This is a genomic window from Streptomyces sp. NBC_00440 (assembly GCF_036014215.1).
Lineage (GTDB): Bacteria > Actinomycetota > Actinomycetes > Streptomycetales > Streptomycetaceae > Streptomyces.
In genome coordinates this window covers 2,847,357-2,863,185 of record NZ_CP107921.1, presented here as the reverse complement: position 1 = coordinate 2,863,185, position 15,829 = coordinate 2,847,357, and the positions used below count along the sequence as shown (strand labels likewise).

At 66.1% G+C, this 15,829-nt stretch carries 14 protein-coding genes; 9 read left to right on the top strand and 5 right to left on the bottom strand.

Annotation, left to right across the window (positions count from 1 at the left end; translation table 11 throughout):
* Positions 1-252 precede the first annotated feature (252 nt).
* On the top strand, positions 253-1,536 hold the full coding sequence (locus OHB13_RS12760) for a lanthionine synthetase LanC family protein (protein ID WP_328377171.1): 1,284 nt from the start codon (positions 253-255) through the stop codon (positions 1,534-1,536).
* A 45-nt stretch (positions 1,537-1,581) separates the two neighbouring features.
* Here OHB13_RS12760 and OHB13_RS12755 read toward each other — a convergent pair whose 3' ends face one another.
* Entirely contained in the window at positions 1,582-1,779 is a 198-nt protein-coding gene (locus OHB13_RS12755) for a DUF397 domain-containing protein (RefSeq protein ID WP_328377170.1), read from the bottom strand.
* Complete coding sequence (locus tag OHB13_RS12750; RefSeq protein ID WP_328377169.1) at positions 1,779-2,624, bottom strand: helix-turn-helix domain-containing protein; 846 nt, start codon at positions 2,622-2,624, stop codon at positions 1,779-1,781. The genes OHB13_RS12755 and OHB13_RS12750 overlap by 1 nt, the downstream gene beginning before the upstream one ends.
* Positions 2,625-2,826: 202 nt before the next feature.
* Here OHB13_RS12750 and OHB13_RS12745 point away from each other — a divergent pair, with 202 nt between their 5' ends.
* Both OHB13_RS12745 and OHB13_RS12740 read left to right on the top strand, forming a co-directional pair.
* Positions 2,827-3,489, top strand: a complete 663-nt coding sequence (locus OHB13_RS12745) for an ATP-binding protein (protein WP_328377168.1) — start codon at positions 2,827-2,829, stop codon at positions 3,487-3,489.
* A gap of 109 nt (positions 3,490-3,598) precedes the next feature.
* Positions 3,599-4,606, top strand: coding sequence for a YDG/SRA domain-containing protein (locus OHB13_RS12740; RefSeq protein WP_328377167.1), 1,008 nt, complete (start codon positions 3,599-3,601; stop codon positions 4,604-4,606).
* Between the two features lies 1 nt (position 4,607).
* Here the strand turns inward: OHB13_RS12740 and OHB13_RS12735 are convergent, their stop codons facing one another.
* Positions 4,608-7,739, bottom strand: coding sequence for a DUF3427 domain-containing protein (locus OHB13_RS12735; protein ID WP_328377166.1), 3,132 nt, complete (start codon positions 7,737-7,739; stop codon positions 4,608-4,610).
* 554 nt (positions 7,740-8,293) lie between these two features.
* Here OHB13_RS12735 and OHB13_RS12730 point away from each other — a divergent pair.
* Positions 8,294-9,895 (top strand): APC family permease, encoded by a 1,602-nt coding sequence (locus OHB13_RS12730; protein ID WP_328377165.1) that lies wholly within the window; start codon positions 8,294-8,296, stop codon positions 9,893-9,895.
* Between the two features lie 138 nt (positions 9,896-10,033).
* Entirely contained in the window at positions 10,034-10,336 is a 303-nt protein-coding gene (locus tag OHB13_RS12725) for a YrhK family protein (protein WP_328377164.1), read from the top strand.
* A 150-nt stretch (positions 10,337-10,486) separates the two neighbouring features.
* Here OHB13_RS12725 and OHB13_RS12720 read toward each other — a convergent pair whose 3' ends face one another.
* Positions 10,487-11,482, bottom strand: coding sequence for an SEC-C domain-containing protein (locus OHB13_RS12720; protein ID WP_266856669.1), 996 nt, complete (start codon positions 11,480-11,482; stop codon positions 10,487-10,489).
* A 77-nt stretch (positions 11,483-11,559) separates the two neighbouring features.
* On the opposite strand from OHB13_RS12720, the gene OHB13_RS12715 reads away from it, so the two are divergent.
* Genes OHB13_RS12715 through OHB13_RS38755 form a run of 4 tightly spaced genes read left to right on the top strand, consistent with a single transcriptional unit; the run spans position 11,560 to position 14,331 of the window.
* Positions 11,560-12,369: a class E sortase gene (locus OHB13_RS12715; RefSeq protein WP_328380280.1), complete on the top strand. Its 810-nt coding sequence runs from the start codon at positions 11,560-11,562 to the stop codon at positions 12,367-12,369.
* Between the two features lie 56 nt (positions 12,370-12,425).
* Positions 12,426-12,674 (top strand): DUF3311 domain-containing protein, encoded by a 249-nt coding sequence (locus OHB13_RS12710; protein WP_328377163.1) that lies wholly within the window; start codon positions 12,426-12,428, stop codon positions 12,672-12,674.
* Positions 12,671-14,221, top strand: coding sequence for a sodium:solute symporter family protein (locus tag OHB13_RS12705; protein WP_328377162.1), 1,551 nt, complete (start codon positions 12,671-12,673; stop codon positions 14,219-14,221). Before OHB13_RS12710 ends, OHB13_RS12705 begins: the two co-directional genes overlap by 4 nt.
* Positions 14,218-14,331 carry a pentapeptide repeat-containing protein gene (locus tag OHB13_RS38755; protein ID WP_443062996.1) on the top strand — a complete coding sequence of 38 codons (114 nt, stop codon included), beginning with the start codon at positions 14,218-14,220 and terminating at the stop codon, positions 14,329-14,331. Before OHB13_RS12705 ends, OHB13_RS38755 begins: the two co-directional genes overlap by 4 nt.
* On the opposite strand, the gene OHB13_RS12700 is transcribed toward OHB13_RS38755, so the two are convergent.
* A complete protein-coding gene (locus OHB13_RS12700; protein ID WP_328377161.1) occupies positions 14,300-15,754 on the bottom strand; it encodes an MFS transporter in 1,455 nt (484 codons plus the stop codon). The two genes, OHB13_RS38755 and OHB13_RS12700, sit on opposite strands and share 32 nt — an antisense overlap.
* Positions 15,755-15,829: the final 75 nt, after the last annotated feature.

The window sequence follows — 15,829 nt, the reverse complement described above, 5'->3', positions numbered from 1 at the left end:
CGCGCAGCATCGACGCATCAGTCAGCCCGAGCTCACTCCGGATCCGCGGCACCGAACTCTGCCATTCCGCCGCGTCCTGGGTCTCGAAAACGACTTCCCACCGCCCCGCTCCGGCACCCCGCAACGGGCCGCCCCGCTGCTGATTCCTCCGCTTACGCTGCTGTCCTGGCACGGGGCCAGCATGTCCTCCGGCCCGCCCGGCAGGCAAGAAAGCTCATTGTCGGCCCGGTACGGCCGTGGGACGCTGGGCCGATGATCACAGAGCCCACCGAGCGAGATCTGCCGGCTGCCGCCGAGGCCCTGGGCAGGGGAGGTCTGGACTGGCTCGTCGGCTCGGCGCGGGACACCGGAAACGGCCTGGCCTGGACGGAGACCACGACCGACGAGGAACTGGACCCCACCCTCTACAGCGGGACTGCCGGGATCGTGCTGGCGCTGCTCGAAGGCCGGGAGCACTTCGGCGACGACCGGTACGGCGATGCCGCAGCGCGGGGCGCACTGACCCTCGCGGCCGCCGCGGAGGAGTGGGACGTCAGCTCCCTGTACACGGGCCTGACCGGAATGGCCGTAGCCCTGCGCGCGGTGCACGGACTGCTGGGGGACACGGCCGCAGGCGCGGCCGCGGACCGGGCGATGGAGCGGGTGCGGTCCCGGTTCGACGGAACGCGCTGGGACGACAGATGGTTCGACCTGCTGATCGGCAACGCGGGCATCGCTCTGGGCGCACTGGCCGTGGGAGAAGACGAGTTGGCCGTACGCGCGGTGACGCCCTACCTCCGTACCGCGGAACGGACAGCGGGCGGCGTGCAGTGGGAGTCGCTGTCCGGGGCACCGGCCCGATTCCACCATCTCTCGCACGGCACACTGGGCATCGCGTACGCACTGGCCGCCGTGGGCCGGCAGGCCGGACGCCCCGACCTGACCGAACTGGCAGTGGCCGGCGCCTCGGACGTGGCCGCCCGCAACGAGGCGGGCCCGGCGGGCTTCCTGGTCCCGCACTCCGACCCGCAGCACGTCCCGGACCGCATCGAGCGCTACAGCTACGGCTGGTGCCACGGCCCGACGGGCGACGCCCAGGCGTTCCGGCTGCTGGCGGCGGCCCTCCAGGACCCGTCCTGGTCGGCACTGGCGGACGGGTGCTGGCACACGGTCACCCACTCCGGCCTCCCACAGCGGCTGCGCCCCGGCTTCTGGGACAACAACGGCCGGTGCTGCGGGACGGCAGGGGTACTGGCGCTGGCGTGCGACCGGTACGTCGAACACGGCGATGGCCTGGACTTCGCGAACATCCTCGTCACGGACCTCGCCTCCCGGTCGATCGAGGACGCGGCGGGAGTGTGCTGGTCGAACCTCGAACACCGAGCCACCCCGAGCGAACTCACACCCCACACAGGCTGGGGCATGGGCAACGCCGGCATCGTCCGCGAACTGCTCCGCTATGCCCGGCTGGGCACGGGACGGGATGCTGCGTACGCGGTCGACTGGCCTGATCACCCGGGGGCGGGTGCTGACTTGGGCGGGTTCAAGCTGTCGTGAGGGGGAGTGCTCGTACTGCTCCGTCCGGTCGTGACCCGAGGGGCTTCAGCCGAATTGACCTGCTCGCACAGCTCCTATGAACCCTGCCCAGGCGGGTCCACTCACAGTAAGCCGGGCGGCGTTCGGCTGCTTCGAATCGCGCACCAGCGTTCCGTCACATGCCGGTGCGCACTCGACGCACTCTGTGCCGCTACCCCCGCTGAAGGTGGATTTGAACCAGCGAGGTTCCGGCCCCTTGGTCATTAACTCTCCTTGGCCACGCTTCGGATGAGGTCGGCGGAGGCGTCGATGTCGAGTGCCTGCGCACGGAGGTACTGGAAGGCCAATCTATAGCGTTCGATTTCTTTCGGCTTCTCCATGAACAGGCCGCCCCCGATGATGTCCACGTACACGACATCCAGGTGAGCTGTCTGGCCGCCAAGGATGGTGAAGCTACCTACGGCGGCAGCGTGTGCTCCGGTGCTGAACGGCAGGATCTGGACAGTGACGTCGGGGCAATCGGACACCGTCAACAGGTGCAGGAGCTGATCCCGCATAGTGTTGCGACCGCCAACCCTGCGACGGATGGCTGCTTCGTCGATGACCGCCCAAATATGGGGCGGCTGCTCACGTTTGAGAAGTTCCTGCCTCTTCATCCGGATATCGACCATGTGTTGCACCTCCTTCTCGGTGCAACGCATTTCGGAGGCGCGGTGGACGGCTTCGGCGTAGGCCCGAGTTTGGAGAAGCCCCGGTACGTACATGCAGGCGAAGTGATCCTCGCTGAGCACCTCATCTTCCAGCGTGAGCATGAGATTCATGGACTCGGGGATGGGGTCGGCCAGCGAGCGCCACCATCCCTGGATCTTGGCGCCCTTGGCCAGCTCGACGAGGGCCTCACGTTCTCCGTCGCTGACGTCGTATTGGCGGCAGAGCGCGTCCACGGTGGGCCATTTGACCGAGCCCTCCTTGGTCTCATATCGGCTCAGCGTCGCCTTGGAGATCCCCACTCCCGCGCCCGCCTCTTCGAGGGTGAGGCCCTTACGTTCCCGGAGGCGTCGGAGATCCGAGCCCAGTTGACGCCTACGTGTGGTGGGACCAACGGCCATGTTTCCAGCCCTTCATGTCGAACTCCCGCTGAGACTGCCGCTGTGTAGCTAAGGCGGCAAGGCGGCGTACGCCGGGGGCGCATGGCGCCGCCCAATGCTTCACGAAGCAACTGTATGAGAGTTCCATTTCGAGAGTTCCACTGCCACTCTAAGTGAGGGAACCATTGCGTGAAGCTAACAAGCCTTCAGTATCTAGGGGTTGATGTACATGAACGACTGTCGCTGTGAGGTTCAGCGCAAGAGTTGGGAGCTGGCCTTCCTGGCCGAACCGGAGGAGGTGGCCGGTCTCCGTAACGTGATGCGGTTGCACCTGTGCCAGTGGGGCCTCCAGGGTCAGATTGAGGCAGCTCAGCTGTGTGTCAGTGAGCTGACAGCCAACGTCATCAGGCATGTCGGACCCGGCACGCCGGTCACGCTCGCCGTATCGATGAACGGCACGTACCTGCGTATTGAGGTTCACGACCCTGACACCCGCGCTTTGCCCACATTGATTTCTGCAAGTGAGGACTCCGAGGCTGGCAGAGGCATGACGCTCGTCGATGCGATGGCGGACCGTTGGGGCGTCCAACTGCGCGCGGATCGAAAGGTCACTTGGTGCGAGCTGGCAACGGGGCTCACTGCGCCGAACGGCCACAGCGGAGGCGCTGGGGTGGCGAGGGCCGAAGCGATGCTCGCTCTGTACGGAGCGACGAGGCTGCCTCGCTCGATGCCCTCGACGGTGCTGAGCGTGGCGGTGGCGGAGGTGACCGCGATCGAGGTAATCGCTGACTTCCTCCACTGGCTTCGGGCTCATGGGTGCGACCCAGACGAGGTATTGGATCGTGCGCAGAGGCGCTTTGAGGCTGAGCTGCGAGAGGCGGTATAGGTCGACCGGTGGCAGGACTCATCGAAGCGGACGGACGGTTTGGTGCGGATGGGGGGCCCTCAGGAGTTTCGCGTCTGACAGACGCGAACAGGTCATCAAACGCTCGAAATTGGCCAAGATTCGACCAGGCGGCCGTTCGGTCGACCTGTTTCGCCAATATGTTCGGATGTCGTCCTCGAACGGTTCACCTAAGAAGATCTACTTTGGCCCTCCTCCTGGTGTTGTGGAGGGGCAGACGTTCGCTTCGCACAACGAGTTGTATGCCAAGAACGTGCATCGCCAGCGGGGCGCGGGGATCTCGGGGACGGCCGCTGAGGGTGTGGACTCCATCGTCGCCAGCGGAGGCTACGCCGCTGACGAGGATCATGGCGACATCATCATCTACACCGCCCGAGGCGGAGATCGCGACAAGTCGGGCCACATCACCAAAGACCAGGAGCTGACTGGGTCCAACGCGGGGCTGGTCCTGAACTTCAGAGAAGGGCTACCCATTCGGTTTGTCCGAGGCTTGGGCATAGTAAGTGGCAAGGCGCGCAAGGGGTATGAGTACGCAGGCCTCTATCACGTGGACGACTACTGGGGTGTTCGTACAGCTCGGGGTCATCTGATGTGGCAGTACAGGTTGGTCAAGGATGACATCGAAGATCCCTTGCAGGCTGCTACCGGAGTATGCGCGGATCCTGACACCGACGATTCGACTGAGCTTGAGCGCTCGGTTGCGAAGTACATCAGCACGCAGCGCAGGGTGCGCAACACGAAGCATGTGCGCGCCATAAAAGCGCTTTATGGGAATGCATGCCAGATGTGCAGGACGACCCTCGCCGTCGGGTTGGATGGTGCTACGTACAGCGAGGGCGCGCATATACACGCCTTGGGGGCACCTCACCTTGGGCCGGATGAGCCGGATAACATCCTGAGTCTGTGCCCAAATTGCCACGTCCTCTTTGACAACGGGGCTCGGCTGATCACCGATCGTTTCGAGATTGTCGATGGTCTGACGCAACAGATAATCGGCGATCTCTATGTGAAGCACGATGTGCACAAGGTGAAGCGGAAGTATCTTCGGGCTCATCGGCGTCGCTGGGCCGACCGGAGTGGTGATCTGGGCGATCTGTAGGTCAGCCTGCCGTGAGTGCTGAGTACGACCAGACATCAGCGGGAAGGTCGCGGTCGAGGTTCCACGTGATCGCCATCGGTTTGTTGCCTTGGTGTTTGAGGTATTGGGCCGAGCCCAACAACATCCAAGGGTGTGCTTTGCCGATGTCGGTGTCCTTGTACCGGCGGAGGAACAGAAGGACATGGCTTCCTTCGGCGACGTGGTTCCTGTAGCGGCGTCCAGTGGGGGAGTCTTCCCGGGTGCTGTTCTGTGACTCCCAGTGGAATTGCGACGGGTTGACCGCAAAGTCCTTGTACCGGACCGTCGGAGAGAAGTCTTTCTCGTCCTTTTCTAGAGTGATCAGTAGTGCGTCAGACTGGAGTTCCTCGCTCCATGTGACGCCCTGAGCGAATACTCCAGGCATCTGACCACCGAACTTGGCGATATTCATAGCAGCCAGGATCTCGGAACGGTTGTACCAGCTGTGTACCCGCAGAGGTAGGTGGCTCTGCGGAGCAGGGAGTCGGGTGGCGACGTGATCTGCCTGGTCCAGCCCGTGCGCCAGGATTTGCCTGAGCTCTCGGCGCAGATAGGGCTGGCCGCGCAAGGAGTCGAGTCCTTCGCTGTAGGTCGTAAAGCCGCCAGCTTTGTCCCACAGCGTAAAGAACAACATGCGGGCGAAGGCTTGATTCTCTGAATTAAGGTCCTTGTAGTTGGGGACGTCGTCACTGAGGAGCTGAGAGTACGCGCGTACGCGGTCGGGGTCGTCGACGTGGAGGAAAGCGTGTGCGCGCCTCAGGAGCTCTGACTCTCCATCTGGGGCGGTACCTTCAAGGAGCCTCGCGTGCCGGAGGATTCGAGTCCATGAGTTCTTTCCCTTGTAGAGCTCCCTGATATCGCGGCGACTCTCGCGGAGATAATCAACCAAGTCGTACTGGGCGTATTCGCGCACCTCTTTGGCGAGAGCGCTGATATCGAGCTTCAATTGCTTGCGGATATTGTTGAGAATCAGGTCTTTTGCCTGCGGCTCCAGGATGATTTGGCAGCCTGATGGAAGTTGCGGAAAGTCGTGCTCGATGTGCTCGACGAGTCGACTCCTCGTAAAGTTGGTCAGGGCCCTGAACTGGTCCTCGAAGCGGAACTCTGCCCGATGTTGGCCGATGAAGTCCAGGACCGTTAGTACCGGCTTCGACGCAGTACGTCGAAGCCCGCGACCCAACTGTTGAAGGAAAACAGTTGCACTACCTGTTGGCCTCAGCAGTAGAAGGGTGTCGACATCTGGTACATCAAGGCCTTCGTTGAAGAGGTCAACCGAGAAGATGACTTGGATGTTTCCAGCTTTGAGAGCGCCAAGAGCTGTTTCTCTCTGTTCGCTCGATGAATCACTATCGAGTGCCACGGCGGCAAAGTTGGCCCTACGGAAGAAGTCGGCCATGAAGTGGGCGTGCGCCTTGGACACACAGAACCCCAAGGCGCGCATGGTGCCCGGGTTGGCAAGCTTTTCGTGAATGGCTTTGACGACGAGCCGTGCGCGAGCGTGGTTGCCTGTGTAGACATTGCTCAGCGCGCCCTGGTCGTAGGATCCGCCCTTCCACGTGACGCTGGTGAGGTCGATTCCATCGGGAACTCCGAAGTAGTGGAAAGGCGACAGGAGGTCATTTTCCAACGCTTCCCACAGCCGTAGTTCTGCCGCGATGCGGCCGTCGAAGAACTCGTCCTGAACATTCTTGCCGTCCATGCGTTCTGGAGTTGCGGTAAGTCCCAACAGCTCCCTCGGCTGGAAGTGTTCGATGATACGTCGGTAAGTGTTGGACGTGGCGTGATGGAACTCGTCGATCACCACTACGTCGAAGTGATGGGCTTCCAACTCGTCTAGGCGAGCGGGGGTGAGGGACTGGACACTGGCGAAGACGTGCTTCCATTCCCTTGGCTGCTGACCCTGATAGAGGAGCTCGCCGAACGATGGATCGTCAAGCGCCTCTCGGTAGGTGCGCAGGGACTGCTTGAGGATCTCCTTGCGGTGCGCGACAAAGAGTAGACGCAGGTTTTTCTCTTCCGCCTGATGGAGGAGGTGTTTGTAGTCCAACGCCGCCATGACGGTCTTACCTGTGCCCGTGGCAGCGACGAGCAGGTTTTTATGACGGTCGTGAACCTCGCGCTCCACACGGAGCCGCTCCAGCATGTCCTTCTGGTGGGCGAACGGGTGCATCTCAAGTCCGGACAGGCTGATCTTGAGATCGTCTCCGCTCCGTTGCCCGCCTGCCTGAGCTAGGGCTTCATCGAGCCGCTGCCAGTCGGTCTCGGGCTTGTACAACTCGAACGCGCTGTCATTCCAGTAGGAGTCGAAGGTGCCCTCGAACTTGTCCAGTACGGGACGCGTGGCGACGGCAGACAGTCGGACATTCCACTCCAGCCCGTCGAGTAGCGCAGCTCGGGACAGATTGGAGCTGCCTACGTAGGCGGTGTCGAATCCCGTGTCGCGATGGAAGAGCCACGCCTTGGCATGAAGGCGAGTGGACCTGGTCTCGTAGTTGATCTTTACTTCTGCGCCGAAGTCCCGGACCAACCTGTCGAGCGCGTGGCGATCCGTGGCGCCCATGTAGGTGGTGGTCACGACGCGGAGGGGGACTCCACGATCCCTCGCCGATCTGAGCGAGTCTTCTAGAACCCGCAGGCCGTACCACTTGACGAAGGCGCACAGCAGATCGACTCGGTCAGCTGTGGCGAGCTCAGCGCGTAGTTCCGTACCCAGGCTCGGATCTTCAGGGGCGTTGGTGAGGAGAGCGGTCTCGGAGAGCGGCGTGAGCGGCCTGATGGCGTAAACACCCTTGCTCTCCTGCTTTGCCAGCGCCATTAGTTGGCGGGGACCCTCTGCGATGACTTCCGCTTCGGTATCGGAGTCGGTGGGAAGCGACTGCATGATGCGGTTGGCAGCGATAATTCGGTCCTTGTGCGGCAACCCGCGGAGGGCCCGCTGCACGGCTTCACCTACATATTGAGCCAACACATGTGGGGAAGACGCGTCGCTCACGTCGGAGGTGATCGCAGCCCAACCGTCAGTAGCGAGTTGGTCGACTTCGTCTTGGAGCCGATCGGTGACCAGCCGTTCGTACACACCGGCTACTGGCTGTGCGCGGTCCCCCGTGTTGGTCACGTACGTTCCCTTCGTGAGCGTGGCACGTCGTGCCCTCAGTCTTAACACTCACTACTGACAACGCCGCGATCTTCGGCGAGGAAGCTGCGGTCCTGGCACCCCGTCTGTGCTCTGATGCCCGACACGGCTGATGTGACGACGGGGTAGTCCCTCGCTCCGGCCTCGGATCGTGATCTTGCTGGTTGTCAGGGTCGGTGCGGGGACAGTACGGCCATGTTGATCATCGTGAGTTGTGCGGACTGACCAGGAGGCGGTGGTCGCAGGTCACAGCATGGTTGCGTGCGCGATCGGCCGGGCTTGCGCGCCGCTTTCTGGGTAGGCGCGCGGCACAGAACACCGATCTCTCTCGGTGAGTGGCGTGCGGAGCTGATGCAGGGCCTCCCGTCGCGTTGCCCCCCGGAGGGCAGTCCCCGGCCCGGCCAAGTGGCTTGTGCGGAAGAAGTCTTGGACCGACGGCCTGGCTGAGCCGGGGCGCAGGGACAAGGGGATGTCGTATGGCCGATATATCCAACTCTCCGAGTGGATCCTCGGAGAAACCAAGGCTACGGCGAGACATGGGCCGGATCAGTCTGTTGTTCGCCGGCGTGGGGTCGATCATCGGCTCGGGCTGGCTCTTCGGTGCGCTCAATGCGGCCAAGCTGGCTGGGCCGGCCTCGATCTTCTCCTGGGCGATCGCCGCCGTGATGATCCTGCTCATCGGGCTGTGTTTCGCCGAGCTGGGGACCATGTTTCCGGTATCCGGTGGAGTGGTGCGTTTTCCGCATATCTCCTTCGGGTCGTTCGCCAGTTACACCACGGGATGGATCAACTGGATCGCCGCGGCGACCGTAGCTCCCATTGAGGTGGAAGGTGCCCTTCAATACGCCACTAAATGGGCAGATTTCACCCAGTTCCATCCGGATAGTGGGGCGCACACCCTGACGTCACTCGGTTATGTGGTCGCGGTCATCGCGATGGCGTTCTTCGTGGCGTTGAACTACTTCGGTATCCGCTGGTTCGCGCGGGTCAACAACGCGCTGGTGTGGTGGAAGCTGGCAGTCATCATCCTGGTGGTCGTCGCCTTCGCCGTCACAGCGTTCCATGGCCGGAACTTCACCGCTGCGGAGTACGGCGGGTTCGCACCGGGCGGGATGAAGGGCATTTTCACGGCCATCTCGACCGCCGGCATCACCTTCTCCTTCCTCGGTTTCCGCCAAGGCGTCGAGCTGGCGGGTGAGACGGACAACCCCAAGCGCAACGTCCCGTTCGCGGTCATCGGTTCGGTGCTGGTCACCGGAGTGATCTACATCCTGCTGGAGATCGCCTTCATCGCCTCGGTCCCGGGGCACGATCTGAAGGCCTCCGGCGGCTGGCTCAGCCTGACGTTCGCCAACGACTTCGGCCCGCTGGCGGCGATCTCCAGTGCCATTGGGCTTGGCTGGCTGGCGTACATCCTGTACGTCGACGCGGTGCTCTCTCCCGCGGACACCGGACTGGTCTACACGACGGTCACGGCTCGTATCTCGTATGCCATGGGACGGAACGGGAACGCGCCGGAGGCGCTGACGAAGACGACCTCGCGGGGAGCGCCGATGATCAGTCTGATCGTCACGTTCGTGCTGGGGCTGATCGTCTTCCTGCCCTTCCCGAGCTGGCAGCAGCTGGTCGGATTCATTACTTCTGCGACGGTGCTGTCCTTCGGTTCCGGTCCGCTCGTGCTGGCTGCGATGCGGCGCCAGATTCCGGACTGGGACCGGCCGTTCCGGGTGCCCGGCGGTGATGTGATTCCGTTCCTCGGGCTGTACTCGGCGAACCTGATCGTCTACTGGGCAGGCTGGAACACCAACTGGAAGCTGTTCGCGACCATCGGCATCGGCTTCGTTCTCCTGGCCATCTTCGAGGTCACCGACAAGGGCCGAGCCCCGAAGCTGGACTGGCGGGCGGGTCTGCCGTGGCTGGCGCCGTGGCTGGTGGGCCTGGCCATCGTCAGCTGGATGGGCGATTACGACGGGGGCCAGGGGTACATCGGGCTCGGCTGGGGCTTCCTGGTCAACCTCGTTCTCGCCGCGGTCGTCTATCTGCTGGCGCTGAGGTTCAGGCTTCCGGCGGCACGGGTGGAGCGTCATATCGAGGAGGCCCGTGCCGAGGCCAGGGTCGAAGAAGAGGAACTGGGCTGACGGAGTAGCGGGCGTCCGTCCTGCGGTGGTGAGCGGCGCCGGCCCCGGCGTCGCTCGCACCACCCCGCCCGGCGGCGAACCTGTCGCTCGCCCGGGGGAGGCCCGCGGAGGCGGGGGCGCTCCGCGTAGCGTGGCTGTATGAGTACAGGCACGACCCCCGGCACGCTGACGCTGCACATCGGGCACGAGGAAGTGGCCATCCGGCGGCGCTACGAGGTTGCCAGCATCCTCAATGACATCCTTGTCGCCGTGTGGTTCATCGTCGGCAGCGTGATGTTCTTCTCCGACGACTGGACCGTGACGGGGACGTGGTGTTTCCTCATCGGCAGCATCGAACTGCTGATCCGCCCGGTCATCCGCCTCTTTCGGCACCTGCACATCCAGCGTGTCCGTTCCTCCTCCGAGAACGGGGAGGTCACTGACTCCGCGCAGGATTTTTAGCTGGATTATCAGCGCTGGATTACGAGGGCTGGACCATGAGGGCCGTGACCCCAGGGGCTGTCCGGCGGATCCGGTCGGAGGACAGCCCCTGGGGTCACGGCCCGCCGCGTCGACCCACCCGTAGCGCTATGAGGAACGTCCAGCGGCGCCCTAGGCCCCGTGGCACTCCCGGTAGGCGCTCCCCGACCCGCACCAGCACCCCGCGTTGCGGGCCGGTGGCCACGGTACGGCCCGGCCGCGGGCTGCCAGTGTGGTGGCGTACAGGGGGAGCAGTTCCGTCTCCGACGGGGACGCCGACTCCGAGGCCGCGAAGGCCTCGTACGACGGGATGCTTCCCGTCACGATGCCCAGGTTGGTCGTGCCCGCCGCGGACAGTTCCCGCAGTGCCGCTTCGATTTCGATCAGGTGCGTCGCGTGGGAGGGGTACTCCGACTCCAGGGCCGGGTACGCCGCCAGGAGTTCGGCGAGTTCCTGGGCCTGCCAGTGCAGGACCGCCACCGGGAACGGGCGGGACAGCGCTGCCCGGTAGGTGCCCAACTCCGACTGGAGACGGGCGATTTCCGCGCGCAGGACCGCCGGGTCGTTCGAGCCGAGGGCCCACAGGCGGTTCGGGTCGTGGAGTTCGTCCAGGCTGATGTCGCCGGTGTGCAGGGAGTCCGCCAGGGCGTCCCAGGCATCGTGCTCGTTGCCCAGGGCCCTGCTCACGCGGTGCCGGCCCGTGAGAAGAGCCTGGGCGGCGTACGGGACCTCTTCCGCCGGGTCGACCAGCAGGGTCAGGGCTTTGGTGAAGGTGGCGTGGGCGGCGTCCGGTTCGTCGTGGGCCTCCAGGGTCTCCGCGACGATCGCCCACGGAGCCGGGTCCTGCGGCGTGGAGGCGCGGATGCCGTCGATCATGGCGCGGGCTTCCGCCTCGTGCCCGTACTCCCACAGGTTGGCCGCCTGCAGGGCCTTGATCAGGGCGAGGTTCTCGGCCGGGCCTGTCAGCAGCCGGTCGTAGAGCGTCGTGGCGCGGGCGCGGTCGCCGGCCAGTTCCAGGTGGGCCGCGGCCTGGAGCAGCAGCGGCTCCTGGTCCTCCGGGTACTGCTCTGCGGTGCGCAGCAGCCGCTCGGCTTCGGCGTGGTGATCAGCGGGAGTGTCGGGGCGCATGCTGCACACCGTACTGCCGTACGGGACTCTGGAGACTTCTGGATCCAGCGCTTATGGTGCCGCCCGTGCAGCAGCCGATGCGGGACGCGATTCCGGTAGTGGTGCGGCGGGCGGCCTCACGGCGCCGTACCGTCCTCGCGCGCGGGCTGTGGACCGGCGCCGAAGTGACCGTGACACTGGGGTTGATCGTGCTGCTGTTCGTCGTGCAGCAGCTGTGGTGGACCAACCGCGAGGCCCGGCAGGGCGCCACCCGTCAGGTGCAGGCGCTGGAGCGGCAGTGGGACAGCGGCTCGGGGCGCGGAAGTGGTGCGGGCGACGGGGATGTGACTCCTGCCACTCCGTCGCCCCGTCCGGACGGCAGTCCCGCGGCGGGTTCCGGTGGCCGGTCGCGGCCCACGTCGGGAGGCGGCCAACGCGCGGCCCGTGCGCCCGTCTACGACAAGGCGTACGCGGTGATCCGGATCCCGCGCATCGGGATCACCGCGCCGATCGCCCAGGGGGTCAGCAAGCAGAACATTCTCAACAAGGGATATGTGGGGCATTACGTGCAGACCGCCGGGCCCGGCCAGGCGGGGAACTTCGCGCTCGCCGGACACCGCAACACCCATGGCGAACCCTTCCGTTACATCAACCGGCTGCGGCACGGCGACACCGTCACCATCGAGACCGGCAGCGCCGTGTACACGTACGTCGTCGACAAGGGGATCCCGCAGACCTCCGCGCGCGACAGCGGGGTGATCGCCGCCGTGCCGCGCAGCACCGTCAGGCCGCAGTACGGCTACAGCGCGCCCGGCTACTACCTGACCCTGACCACCTGCACCCCCGAGTACACCTCACGCTACCGGCTCGCCATCTGGGCCACCCTGCGGTCCATGCGGCCTCGCTGAGCACACCGGAGCCGGGACACCGCCCCCCAATTGCCGGTGGCGCTAAGGTCATTTACGTGCTCAGACGTCGTCCTCAGTTGTTGTGGCTGCTTGTGCCCTTTGTGCTGTTCCTGGGGGCGGTGCCGTTGGTCAATCGCGTGCGGCCCGTTCTCCTCGTACTGCCCTTTCTCTTCCTCTGGATGATCGCGGCGACGCTCCTCACGCCGCTCGCCGTCTGGCTCACCCACCGCGCGGACCGGCGTGCGGACCGGGGCGCGGACGGGAGCGCGGACCGGGGCGCGGACCAGCGGGGTGGTCGTCGGTGAACGCGGCCATCGCCACGTCGATCTTCGCGGTGTTCATGGTCGCGACCGTCGTCCTCGGACTGGTCGCCGTCCGCGGCGGCCGGACCGGCGGGCTCGCCGAGTGGTCCGTCGGCGGGCGCAGCCTCGGCCCGGTCTTCATCTGGGTCCTGATGGCCGGCGAGGGTTACACCAGCTTCAGCTATCTCGGCGCGGCCGGCTGGGGCTACAACTTCGGGGCCCCGGTCCTCTACGTGGTCGCGTACATGTCCTGCGGATACGCCCTCGGCTACGTCGTCGGGCCGACGCTCTGGGCGTACGCCGGACGGCACGGCCTCGTCTCGATCACCGACATGATCGCGCACCGCTACGGCAGGCCCTGGCTCGGCGCGGCCGTCGCCGTCCTCGCGACCGTCTTCCTGCTGCCGTACATCCAGCTCCAGATCACCGGCATGGGTGTCGTCGTCTCGACCATCTCGTACGGGGCCATCAGCCTCAACTGGGCCTATTTCGTGGCCTTCGCCGTCACCACCGGCTTCGTCGTGATCAGCGGACTTCGGGGGAGCGCCTGGGTCTCCGTCCTCAAGGACGCGCTCGTCATCGGCACCCTCGCCTTCCTCGCGCTCTATGTGCCGTTGCACTACTTCGACGGGTACGGCGACTTCCTGCACCGCGTCGTCACCGAGAAGAGCGACTGGCTGACCTTCCCCGGCCACGGCGGCTCCGGGCCGGGCGGCAGCGGTCTCGGGCAGGCCTGGTACGTGACGACCTCACTGCTCAACTCGCTGACCGTGGTGATCTTCCCGACCACCGTCGCCGGATACCTCGGGGCGCGCAGCGCCGACGTACTGCGCAAGAACGCGGTCTGGCTGCCCGCGTACAACATCCTGCTCTTCGTCCCGATGTTCCTCGGCCTGGCCGCCCTGTTCGTGGTGCCGCACCTGACCGGCGCCGACTCCAATCTGGCGCTCTTCAAGCTGGTGGTGGACTCGCTGCCCGCCTGGGCCGTCGGCGTCATCGGGGTCGCGGCGGCGCTCTCCTCGATCGTGCCGATGGCCATCTTCATGCTGGTGATCGGCACGATGTGGGGACGCAGCGTGCTCTCGCTCGTACCGCGCTGGCAGGAGCGGCAGAAGGGCGCGTCGCAGTGCGTGGTGGTCGTCGCGGGCACGCTGGCGCTGGTGCTGACGTACGCCGCGCCCAACACGCTGGTACGCCTGTCCCTCATCTCGTACGAGGGGATGGCGCAGCTCCTGCCGATGCTGCTGCTCGGTCTGGTGTGGCGCCGGCTGACGTTGCTCGGCGCGGGCAGCGGACTGGTGGTCGGGGTGGGGGTGGTCTGTGCCTTCGTGTTCAGCGACCACGATCCGGTGTGGGGTGTGAACGCGGGGATCGTCGCGCTCGGCGCCAACCTCGTGGTCGCGCTGGCCGTGACCTACGCGGGGCCGCGGGACCGTGACCCGCGGCCGGACGGGGAACTGCTCGCCCGCGACCCGATCGGGGCCGCGGGCGGTGGCGGTGGCGGTGGCGATGACGGTGGCGGCGCGGGCGGAGCTGATGTCCTCGCCTGAAGCGGCCATGCGGCTTCGCGCGGGCGGGGCGCCTCAGCGGTGCGTGTCTCAGCGGCGCGTGTCTCAGCGGCGCGTGTCTCAGCGGCGCGGGCGGAGCAGCAGCATGCTGAGCACGCCCAGCGCCGTCAGACCTGCCGAGACCAGCAGCGGGGCGTTGCTGCCCGCCGGGGCCACCGCGATGACCAGCGCCACCCCGATCGACGAACCGATGTAGCGCGCCGTGTTGTTGGCGCCCGAGCCCATCGCCGCGCGCTCGGGCGGGACGGACCCGACGGCGACGCGCGGCAGGGCGGCGTTCAGCAGCCCGCTGCCCACCCCGGCGATGAACAGCCCCGGCAGCAGCCGTACCAGCGAGCCGGCACCCACCGCGCCGAGCATCGTCAGCACACCCACCGCGTGCAGGGCGAAGCCGATGGCCAGCTGATGCCGGGCCTGCACCCGGTCCGCGAGACGCCGGGCCTGGAGCGCGACCAGGAAACCTGTGCCCGACCAGAGCACGAAGAGCCAGGCACCGGTCAGCGGGGAGATGCCGAGCGCCTGCTGGAGCAGTGCGGGCAGAAAGCTGAACAGCCCGATCACCGCGAGCCCCGTGAACAGCGCCCCCGCCGTCGACGCCAGGAACTCCGGGCGGCGCAGCAGCCGCAGATCGATCAGCGGTGTCGCGGTGCGCCGCTCCACGGCGACGAACACCGCCGCGAGCACGACCGCCGCGAGCAGCAGCAGGCCGACAGGGGCGCGCAGCCAGCCGTCCCTGCCGAGCGTCAGCGCGCTGACCAGCGAAGTGAAGGCGAGGCCGAGTGCGGCGGCGCCGGCCAGATCGGGGCGGCCGCCGCGCGGGGCCCGCGACTCGGTGAGCGTGCGGGCGGCGACGACCGCGCCGGCCAGGGTGGCCGCCGCGAGCACGCCGTACGTCAGCCGCCAGCCGTACGGAGCGAGCAGGCCCGCAAGCAGCGGGCCCACCGCGATACCGGCGCTGACGAACGCGCCCCACACACCGGTGGCCCGGATCCGGGCGGAACCGGCGGGGAAGGCATGGACCAGCAGGCCGAGACTGCTCGCCAGGACCGCCGCGGTCGCCGCGCCCTGGGCGGCGCGGGCGAGCGTGAAGGTGAGCGTGGTCGGGGCCATGGCGCCCAGCGCGATCGTGAGGGCCAGTCCGAACGTGCCGATCAGGAAGAGCCTGCGCCTGCCGTAGTCGTCGGCGAGGCTGCCCGCCACCAGCAGCAGCGCGGCCAGGCCGAGCGGGGTGCCGTTGATCAGCCAGGCCTGGGCGCCGACCGGGGTGGAGAAGGAGGCGGTCAGGCCGGGGATCGTGAGCATGGGGGCCGTGTAGTTCATCAGCGCCACAGCGGTGACGGCGCTGGTGACGGCGAGCGTCGCACCCGAGCCTGCCGCTCTCCCGGCGGCCGGTGCGGTCTGCGCCGTGGGTGCGGTCTGCGTCGCCGGTGCCGCTGCCGGCCGTGCTGTCTGTGTTGCGTCTGCTGTCTGTGCCGACCGTGCTGCCGGTGTTGTCCGTGCCGCTTGCTGAGCCATGATTCCCGCCAGGTGATGTCATAGGTTCAGTGAATGAACTCACGCTATCACGGTCGGTTCATTCACTGAACCTGT

Excerpts from the sequence above, each read along its gene's own strand:
- OHB13_RS12760 (WP_328377171.1), top strand. The coding sequence starts at position 253 with ATGATCACAGAGCCCACCGAGCGAGATCTGCCGGCTGCCGCCGAGGCC.
- OHB13_RS12720 (WP_266856669.1), bottom strand. The coding sequence starts at position 11,482 with ATGCGCCCCGACACTCCCGCTGATCACCACGCCGAAGCCGAGCGGCTG.
- OHB13_RS12730 (WP_328377165.1), top strand. The coding sequence starts at position 8,294 with ATGGGCCGGATCAGTCTGTTGTTCGCCGGCGTGGGGTCGATCATCGGC.
- OHB13_RS12755 (WP_328377170.1), bottom strand. The coding sequence starts at position 1,779 with ATGACCAAGGGGCCGGAACCTCGCTGGTTCAAATCCACCTTCAGCGGG.
- OHB13_RS12745 (WP_328377168.1), top strand. The coding sequence starts at position 2,827 with ATGTACATGAACGACTGTCGCTGTGAGGTTCAGCGCAAGAGTTGGGAG.
- OHB13_RS12700 (WP_328377161.1), bottom strand. The coding sequence starts at position 15,754 with ATGGCTCAGCAAGCGGCACGGACAACACCGGCAGCACGGTCGGCACAG.
- OHB13_RS12715 (WP_328380280.1), top strand. The coding sequence starts at position 11,560 with ATGCGGGACGCGATTCCGGTAGTGGTGCGGCGGGCGGCCTCACGGCGC.
- OHB13_RS12725 (WP_328377164.1), top strand. The coding sequence starts at position 10,034 with ATGAGTACAGGCACGACCCCCGGCACGCTGACGCTGCACATCGGGCAC.
- OHB13_RS12750 (WP_328377169.1), bottom strand. The coding sequence starts at position 2,624 with ATGGCCGTTGGTCCCACCACACGTAGGCGTCAACTGGGCTCGGATCTC.